At 67.0% G+C, this 8,136-nt stretch carries 8 protein-coding genes and 1 riboswitch; of the genes, 3 read left to right on the top strand and 5 right to left on the bottom strand.

Annotated features, from left to right (window positions below; translation table 11 throughout):
- Nucleotides 1-72: 72 nt before the first annotated feature.
- On the bottom strand, nt 73-639 hold the full coding sequence (locus AX681_RS07520; protein ID WP_066655572.1) for a TMEM165/GDT1 family protein: 567 nt from the start codon (nt 637-639) through the stop codon (nt 73-75).
- Nucleotides 640-650: 11 nt separating this feature from the next.
- Nucleotides 651-840, bottom strand: a riboswitch (yybP-ykoY riboswitch).
- Nucleotides 841-931: 91 nt separating this feature from the next.
- On the opposite strand from AX681_RS07520, the gene AX681_RS07525 reads away from it, so the two are divergent.
- Nucleotides 932-1,693, top strand: a complete 762-nt coding sequence (locus tag AX681_RS07525) for a class II aldolase/adducin family protein (protein WP_066655569.1) — start codon at nt 932-934, stop codon at nt 1,691-1,693.
- 470 nt (nt 1,694-2,163) lie between these two features.
- Here AX681_RS07525 and AX681_RS07530 read toward each other — a convergent pair whose 3' ends face one another.
- A complete protein-coding gene (locus tag AX681_RS07530; RefSeq protein ID WP_066655566.1) occupies nt 2,164-4,044 on the bottom strand; it encodes an acetyl/propionyl/methylcrotonyl-CoA carboxylase subunit alpha in 1,881 nt (626 codons plus the stop codon).
- A gap of 263 nt (nt 4,045-4,307) precedes the next feature.
- On the opposite strand from AX681_RS07530, the gene AX681_RS07535 reads away from it, so the two are divergent.
- A complete protein-coding gene (locus tag AX681_RS07535) occupies nt 4,308-4,700 on the top strand; it encodes an endonuclease domain-containing protein (protein ID WP_066655563.1) in 393 nt (130 codons plus the stop codon).
- Nucleotides 4,701-5,060: 360 nt separating this feature from the next.
- On the opposite strand, the gene AX681_RS07540 is transcribed toward AX681_RS07535, so the two are convergent.
- Nucleotides 5,061-6,662: a carboxyl transferase domain-containing protein gene (locus AX681_RS07540; protein WP_066655560.1), complete on the bottom strand. Its 1,602-nt coding sequence runs from the start codon at nt 6,660-6,662 to the stop codon at nt 5,061-5,063.
- A 48-nt stretch (nt 6,663-6,710) separates the two neighbouring features.
- Between AX681_RS07540 and AX681_RS07545 the strand changes: the two genes are divergently transcribed.
- Complete coding sequence (locus AX681_RS07545; protein ID WP_066655550.1) at nt 6,711-7,049, top strand: DMT family protein; 339 nt, start codon at nt 6,711-6,713, stop codon at nt 7,047-7,049.
- A gap of 1 nt (nt 7,050) precedes the next feature.
- On the opposite strand, the gene AX681_RS07550 is transcribed toward AX681_RS07545, so the two are convergent.
- Nucleotides 7,051-7,794 carry a hypothetical protein gene (locus AX681_RS07550; protein ID WP_066655547.1) on the bottom strand — a complete coding sequence of 248 codons (744 nt, stop codon included), beginning with the start codon at nt 7,792-7,794 and terminating at the stop codon, nt 7,051-7,053.
- Nucleotides 7,791-8,136: AbgT family transporter (locus AX681_RS07555; protein WP_197424254.1), on the bottom strand; the 346-nt coding region annotated here is incomplete at its 5' end. The genes AX681_RS07555 and AX681_RS07550, both read right to left, overlap by 4 nt.

Raw genomic sequence — 8,136 nt, forward strand, 5'->3', positions numbered from 1 at the left:
GCCGCCCTCCCCCTCCGTCGCCTTCGGCGCCACCTCCCCCTGGCGGGGGAGGATTGAAGGCGCCGGGCCGAACTAACCCCAAAGCGTCTGGATCAGCACCCAGAGGCCGATGGCGAGGAACAGCAGCGCCGCGACGATCCGGACGGTCTTCATGGGCACGCGCTTGACCAGTTCGTTGCCGAGATAGACCGCGGGGACGTTGGCCAGCATCATGCCGAGCGTGGTGCCCGCCGTGACCCAGCCGACCTCCGCAAAGCGCGCGCCGAGCGCGACGGTCGCGATCTGGGTCTTGTCGCCCATCTCGACCAGGAAGAAGGCGATGGTGGTGGTGAGGAACGGCCCGAAGCGCGCGGGTTTGTCCTCTAGATCGTCGATCTTGTCGGGCACCAGGGTCGACGCCGCCATCGCGATGAAGGAAGCGGCGATCAGGTAGCGGAACCAGTCGCCCTGCAGCAGCGCCGCCGCCTGTTGCCCCACCAAGGCCGCGAGGAAGTGGTTGGCGAGCGTCGCGACGAGGATGCCCGCGACGATCGGCAAGGGCCGCTTGAACCGCGTGGCCAGCAGGATCGCGAGCAACTGCGTCTTGTCGCCGATTTCGGCGAGCGCGACCACGGCGGTGGAGGTGAGGAAGGGTTCCAAGACAAGTCTCCGGGCCGGGCGGATGCGAATTCCAACGACACCACGCCCCTCCGCCCAGCCCGGACGGAAAGCATGGCGCCATTGGTCTCGCCCGAACGCCGCGTGATGCGGCAGCTCCCTTCGCGCCATGGTCTCTCGACCAAGTATGTTGACGCGGAGGCCCGTCTGACGACGGCTGGCTACTCCCCAGATGACTGATGCGGCCCCTAGCCCATGTTGCGCCGCAGCGCAAGTTGCGCCGTCCCGCCCGCTCATGGCATACATACCGCAACCACGAAAAATGGAGAGGATCATGGCTACTGCCGCTGTCGCACCCCGCACGATGACCGATGCCGAATGGGAGGCGCGGCAGCAGCTCGCCGCCGCTTACCGCGTGTTCGACCATCTTGGCTGGTCGGAGATGATCTACAACCACATCACGCTGAAGGTGCCGGGCGAGGATCACGCCTTTCTGATCAACCCGTTCGGGCTGCATTTCAGCGAGGTGAAGGCGTCGAACCTGGTCAAGATCGACATTGACGGCAACAAGCTCGACGACAGCCCCTACCCGGTCAACCGCGCGGGGTTCGTCCAGCATGCGGTGTTCCATCGCAACCTGCCCGATGTGCATTGCATCATGCATACGCACACGACGGCGGGGATGGCGGTGAGCAGCCTGGAGGGCGGGTTGCAGCCGATCAATTTCTACGCGTGCAATTTCGCGGGGCAAATCGCCTATCATGATTTCGAAGGCGTGACGGTGCGCGACGAGGAGGGCGCGCGACTGGTCGCCAATCTGGGCGACAAGCGCATGCTGTTGCTGCGCAACCATGGCATTGTCGCGATGGGACGGACGCTGCCCGAGGCGTTCATCAAGCACTGGTCGCTGCAGCGCGCGTGCGAGATCCAGCTGGCGACGCTGTCGATGGGCAAGCCGCTGACCGTGCCGCCCGAAGTGGTCGCGGTGCACCAGCGCGACCTGCATCTGGCGCAGGTGCCGGGCGGGCCGGGGGCGGCGGATTTTGCCGCGATGGTGCGGCTGGTGGACCGGGTGGATACCAGTTGGCGGGAATAGGCGACATGTGTGTACATTCTCATTTTCGGTTGGTTTGTGAGAATGTAGTTTAGCCAAATGGGTTCGTGTAGGAAAGGTGCAGCGCTGTAGGGCGCGGTTTTCTGCGGGTTTTTGGCGGTTGGGCGGGGGATGTTTGGAACGGTTTTCCGGTGTGGCGCGGTGATTCGGCGCGGGGTGGTTGGACCGGCGATGCGAACATGTCGCGGGGGAACGCGCCGTGGGTGTCGGAGCCCCAGTGTCTTTTGCTGAGGAAAATGTCGGAGGTTTGCACGCGGGTGGTCAGGCAGCCGCCGTCGCCCCGGCGCAGGCCGGGGCCGCCAAGTTTTGCGGGTAGCGCTATCCTTCTGGCGGCCCCGGCCTTCGCCGGGGCGACGGATGGGGGCGCGCGGGATTGATAGGGGCTCGTGCCCTTCTGGCGGCCCCGGCCTGCGCCGGGGCGACGGTTATTGGGCCTTCGCCACCCTCAACGGCTATTCCGCCTTCGCCACCTTGACCAGCAGCGCATCAACCTGGACCTGCGCGCCGGGCGTGGCGGTCAGCGTTTCGACCACGCCGTCGAACGGGGCGAGCAGCGCCTGTTCCATCTTCATCGCCTCCAGCACCAGCAGCTTCTGGCCGGCGGTGACCACCTGCCCCTCGGCCACCTCGACCGAGACGATGCGGCCGGGCATCGGGGCGGAGATGGCGCCGTCGCCGGCGGCGCCCCCTGCCCCGCCCTCTGTGCGGTCGGCGGTGACGCGGAAGGTCGCGCCTTCGAACACCAGCAGCGCCGCGCCATCGCGCGGGTGGCGGAAGAAGTGCGAGGACAGGTCGCCCTCGGCAGCTTCGAAGGCGACGCGGGTGCCGCTGACGCTGACCGCGCGCTCTGTCGCGGGCGCGCGGTTGAGGCGGAAGCCTTCGAGACCGCGCGCGATCAGGTAGGTGTCGGAGGACGGGTCGCTGTCGAGCCAGTAGAGCGCGTGGGTCAGGTCCGCCGCGCCGGGCAGCGGATCGATCAGCAACGCCTCGCCACGCCGCTCGATCAGCCCGGTGTCGAGCCGTGCCGCGCGAAAATCAGCGTCGCCGAGCAGGCGGTAGAGGAACCCCGAATTGGTCCGCACCGGCCAGACGGTGAGGTAAGAGAGGTCAGCGCGCAGCAGCGCGATCGCATCCTCGCGCGTGTCGCCGTGGCAGATCAGCTTGGCGACCATCGGGTCGTAATAGGGCGAGATGGTCGATCCCGCCTCGACCCCGGTATCGACGCGCGAATTGGTGGGGAAATCGAGGACTTCGAGCTTGCCGGTGCTGGGCAGAAAGCCCTTCGCCGGGTCTTCGGCATAGAGCCGCGCCTCGATCGCGTGGCCGTTGATGCTCAGCTCTTCCTGCCGCAGCGGCAGCGGTTCGCCCGACGCAACGCGCAGCTGCCATTCGACCAAATCGACCCCGGTGATCGCCTCGGTCACCGGGTGTTCGACCTGAAGCCGGGTGTTCATTTCCATGAACCAGATACGGTCGGCGCGCAGGCCTTCGCTGGCGTCGGCGATGAACTCGATCGTGCCGGCGCCGACATAGTCGACCGCGCGGGCGGCCTTGACCGCCGCGTCGCACACGGCGGCGCGGGTGTCGGGGTCCATGCCGGGTGCGGGGGCTTCCTCGATCACCTTCTGGTGGCGGCGCTGGAGCGAGCAGTCGCGTTCGAACAGATGGACGATGTTGCCGTGGCTGTCGCCGAACACCTGCACCTCGATATGGCGCGGGGCGAGGATGTATTTTTCGAGCAAGACCTGATCGTTGCCGAACGAGGACGCGGCCTCGCGCTGACAGCTGGCGAGGGCGTCGGCGAAGTCGGTGGCGGCGTCGACGCGGCGCATCCCCTTGCCCCCGCCGCCCGCGACCGCCTTGATCAGCACGGGGTAGCCGATGCGGTCGGCTTCGGCCTGGAGGCGATCGGGCGACTGGTCTTCGCCGAGATAGCCGGGCGTGACCGGGACGCGGGCGTCCTGCATCAGCTTCTTGGCCGCGTCCTTGAGGCCCATGGCGCGGATGCTGTCGGGGTTGGGGCCGACCCAGATCAGGCCGGCCGCCTGCACCGCCTCGGCGAATTCCGCATTTTCGGAGAGGAAGCCGTAGCCGGGGTGGATCGCCTGTGCGCCCGTCTGTTTGGCCGCCGCAATGATGCGCTCGCCGACCAGGTAGGAGTCGCGCGCGGGGGATGCGCCGATATGCACGGCTTCGTCGGCGCTGCGGACGTGGAGCGCGTTGGCGTCAGCGTCGGAATAGACCGCGACGGTGCGGATGCCGAGCTTCCGCGCGGTGCGGATGATGCGACAAGCGATCTCGCCGCGGTTGGCGATGAGGAGGGATTGGATCATGGGATTTCCTCACAAGGCACAGCGCGGGGCGGGCGGGTTTCCGACGCCTGCGGCGTCGGCCCCTCCACCAGCCTGCGGCTGGTCCCCCTCCCCTGCGGTGCAGGGGAGGAATGGAAAATTCCTCCCCCAGCTTGCTGGGGGAGGGGGGCGTAGCTGCGAGCAGCGATGTGCCGGGGGCACGTCGCCGCAGCGGAGCCGGCTTGCAAAGCAAGCCGTGGGCGAAGCATGGTGGAGGGGCGCGCGAAGCGCGAAAGGGCCGTCACATGCTGAAAGGCAATGGCAAGTCGTACCGCCGCGCGAAACGGGCGCGCCGGGAGCTGACGCTGCCCGAGGGGCTGTTGTGGCGCGAGTTGCGCGGGCGCGAGGGCGACAAATGGAGGAAGCAGCATCCGGCGGGGCCTTACATTCTCGACTTTTACTGTGATCGCGCGAAGCTGTGCGTCGAGGTGGATGGCGAGGCGCATGAATATGACGACCGGCCGGAGCGGGACGCGCTGCGGGATGCGTGGCTGGCGGCGCAGGGGGTTGCGACGTTGCGGATTCCGGCAAGCGAGGTGTTGGGGAATCTGAGCGCCGTCCTGACGCACATTCAGCGCATTACCGATGAGAGATGCAATTCCTCCCCCAACGGGGGAGGTGGCACGCCGAAGGCGTGACGGAGGGGCCGCCCCGAAGAGGGCGGTGGACCTTGCGGGTAGCGACACCGCCGTCTGCGCGGCGGCCCCTCCACCACCGCTTCGCGGCGGTCCCCCTCCCCCAGCAAGCTGGGGGAGGAATTGAGAAGATCCAATCCGAAGTAAGCTCATCAGGGACACGTATATCGAAAAGGGTCGCCCCTGCCGCCTCGCCCGTTCCTTACAATCTGCCCTTCACTTACGAGATAGCGGCACGCACCATTGACCCTTTGTTGATAGCCGTCGCCACCGAATATCTCTTGCGAAATCTCCAGTTCAGTCAGGCCTGGCACACGCCTAATCAAGTCAAGCACCTGATCGTCGATTTTCATCCCCACCCCCTCACATCCGGAACACGCCGAAACGTGTCCCCTCTTCCACCGGCGCGTTCAGCGTTGCCGCGAACGCCAGCCCCAGCACATCCCGAGTCTGCGCCGGGTCGATGATGCCGTCGTCCCACAAGCGCGCCGTCGCGTGCCAGGGGTTGCCTTGCGCTTCGTAATCGTCGCGGATCGGTTGTTTGAAGGCTTCGGCCTGTTCGGGGGTCCAGGTCGCGGCGTCGCGGTGGACCGTTGCCAGCACGCTGGCGGCCTGTTCGCCGCCCATCACGCTGATGCGGCTGTTGGGCCAGCTGAACAGGAAGCGGGGGCTGTAGGCGCGGCCGCACATGCCGTAGTTTCCGGCGCCGAATGACCCGCCGATCAGGACGGTGATCTTGGGCACGCTCGCGGTCGCCACCGCCGTCACCAGCTTGGCACCGTGCTTGGCGATGCCCTCGGCCTCGTACTTTCCACCGACCATGAAGCCGCTGATATTCTGGAGGAACAGCAGCGGAATCCGGCGCTGGCAGGCGAGTTCGATGAAGTGGGCGCCCTTGACCGCGCTTTCGCTGAACAGCACGCCGTTATTGGCGAGGATCGCGACGGGGATGCCCCAGATATGCGCGAAGCCGCAGACGAGGGTGGTGCCATAGAGCGCCTTGAACTCGTGGAATTCGCTGCCGTCGACCAGCCGCGCGATGACTTCGTGGACGTCATAGGGGGCGCGGACGTCGGTGGGGACGATGCCGTAGAGCTCCTGCGCGTCGAACCTGGGCGGGCGCGGGTCGCGGATTTCGATGTCGGGCTTGCGGTCGGCGGGGAGGTGGCTGACGATGTCGCGGACGATGGTCAGCGCATGCTCGTCATTGTCGGCGACATGATCGACCACACCCGATTTGCGCCCGTGCAGGTCGCCGCCGCCCAGATCCTCGGCGCTGATTTCCTCACCCGTCGCGGCCTTGACCAGCGGCGGGCCGGCGAGGAAGATCGTGCCCTGTTCGCGGACGATCACGCTTTCGTCGGACATGGCGGGGACGTACGCGCCGCCCGCGGTGCAACTGCCCATGACGCAGGCGATCTGGGGGATGCCCTTGGCGGACATGTTCGCCTGATTGAAGAAAATCCGCCCGAAATGGTCGCGGTCGGGGAACACCTCGGCCTGATGCGGCAGGTTCGCGCCGCCGCTGTCGACGAGGTAGATGCAGGGCAGCCGGTTGGCCTCGGCAATCTCCTGCGCGCGCAGATGCTTCTTGACCGTCATCGGGTAGTAGGTGCCGCCCTTTACCGTCGCATCGTTGCAGACGATCATGCAGGTGCGGCCCGAGACCTTGCCGATGCCGGCGATCATGCCGGCGCCGGGAACCTCGCCCTCATACATGTCGCAGGCGGCGAGCTGGCCGATTTCGAGGAAGGGGGCGCCGGGGTCGAGCAGGCGTTCGACGCGGTCGCGCGGGAGCAGCTTGCCGCGTGCCGTGTGGCGCTCGCGGGACTTTTCGTTGCCGCCCAGCGCCGCCTGCGCGACGTCGGCGCGGAGCTTTTCGGCCAGCGCGCGGTTGTGCGCGGCGTTGGTGCGGAAGCCTTCGTCTTCGGCGTTGACGAGCGATTTCAGGACGGGTCCGCTCATCTTGCGCCCCCGGCGGCGAGCGCGCAGAGCGGGGCGAAGGGAGTTTTCATGGCGACGATCCTGCTGCTGATTGCGTCGAATATATTCATGACGATCGCGTGGTACTGGCATCTCGGCAAAGGCGGGCTGGAGAAGCCGTTGCTGTCCGTGATCCTGATTTCTTGGGCAATTGCCGGGTTCGAATACTGCCTGGCGGTACCGGCCAACCGGGTCGGCTTTCTGGCCGGATGGACGCCGGGCCAGCTCAAGATCGCGCAGGAGGCGATCGCGCTGACCGTGTTCGGCATCTTCATGGTCGCGGTGCTGGGCGAGGCGCTGCACTGGCGCCACTTCGCCGCGTTCGCGTGCATCATGGCCGCCGTCGCATTTCTGTTCGTGGGGAAATAACTCACGCGGGCAGCCAGCGGTCCTGCATCCATGCGTCGGCGGCGGCGCGGATGCGGTCGGGATAGTCGGGCAGGTCGTTGCCGACGAGTGGAAGGCCGAAGCCGGCGATGACCCGATCCACGCCGACCGTTTCGAGATCGAGCCCCAAGGCGCGGGCGTGGCGGGCGATTTCCAGCTCCTGCCCCCAGAAATAGATTCTGGCGGCGGCGACATTGGCCTGCATCTGGCGGACTTCCTCGACCCGGCCGTCGCTGACCAAGGGGAGCCAGATATCGGGCATCAGCAGGTCGACCGGGGCATCGGGGCGCCATTCCAGCGCGTCGCCCTCGACGATGCGGATCTTGTCCCCTGCCCCGCCCGGCAGGCGCGCGAACAAGTCGAGGTCGGCGTGGAGCGCGATCACGTCGGGGTCGCGCTCGACCACCGTCACCTGCGTCACGCTGTCGCGCAGCGCGGTGGCGGCTGCGACCCAGCCCATGCCGAGACCGAAGATCGCGACATGGCCGGTCGCATAATGGACGCCGATGCCCTGGCTTTCGAATTCGAGCGGGGTCAGCGACATCCAGGTGTCGCCGTCACGCGTGAGCGCGCGGACATTGGGGACCAATGCCGGCGGGCTCCAATAGCCGCGCGTCAGCACCATTGCCGGGGGCAGCAGCGACCAGCGCCCGCTGTCGAGCGGACGGTAGAGATCCTCGAACAGCTCGGTGCCGAGGTTCAGGATCGGATCGGCGGTCGCGGTCATTCGCCTCCACCCGTGGGCGGGGCGTAGAACACCCCTGCCCCCGGCCCGAGCGGCAGATCGAGCGCGACCCAGGCGACCACCATCGAGATGCCGAGCGTCATGAAGGCCAGCGCATAGGGCAGCATCAGCGCGAGCAGCGAGCCGACGCCGAACGACCCATCCCAGCGCCGCGCAAAGGCGAGGATCAGCGGGAAATAGCTCATCAAGGGGGTCATGATGTTGGTGTAGCTGTCGCCCATCCGGTACGCCGCAGTGGTCATTTCCGGGCTGATACCGAGCAGCATGAACATCGGCACGACGACGGGCGCGAGCGCGCTCCACTTGGCGCTGGCCGAGCCGATG

This window comes from Sphingomonas sp. CCH9-E2, assembly GCF_001557215.1.
In the GTDB taxonomy this organism is placed as follows: Bacteria; Pseudomonadota; Alphaproteobacteria; order Sphingomonadales; family Sphingomonadaceae; genus Sphingomonas.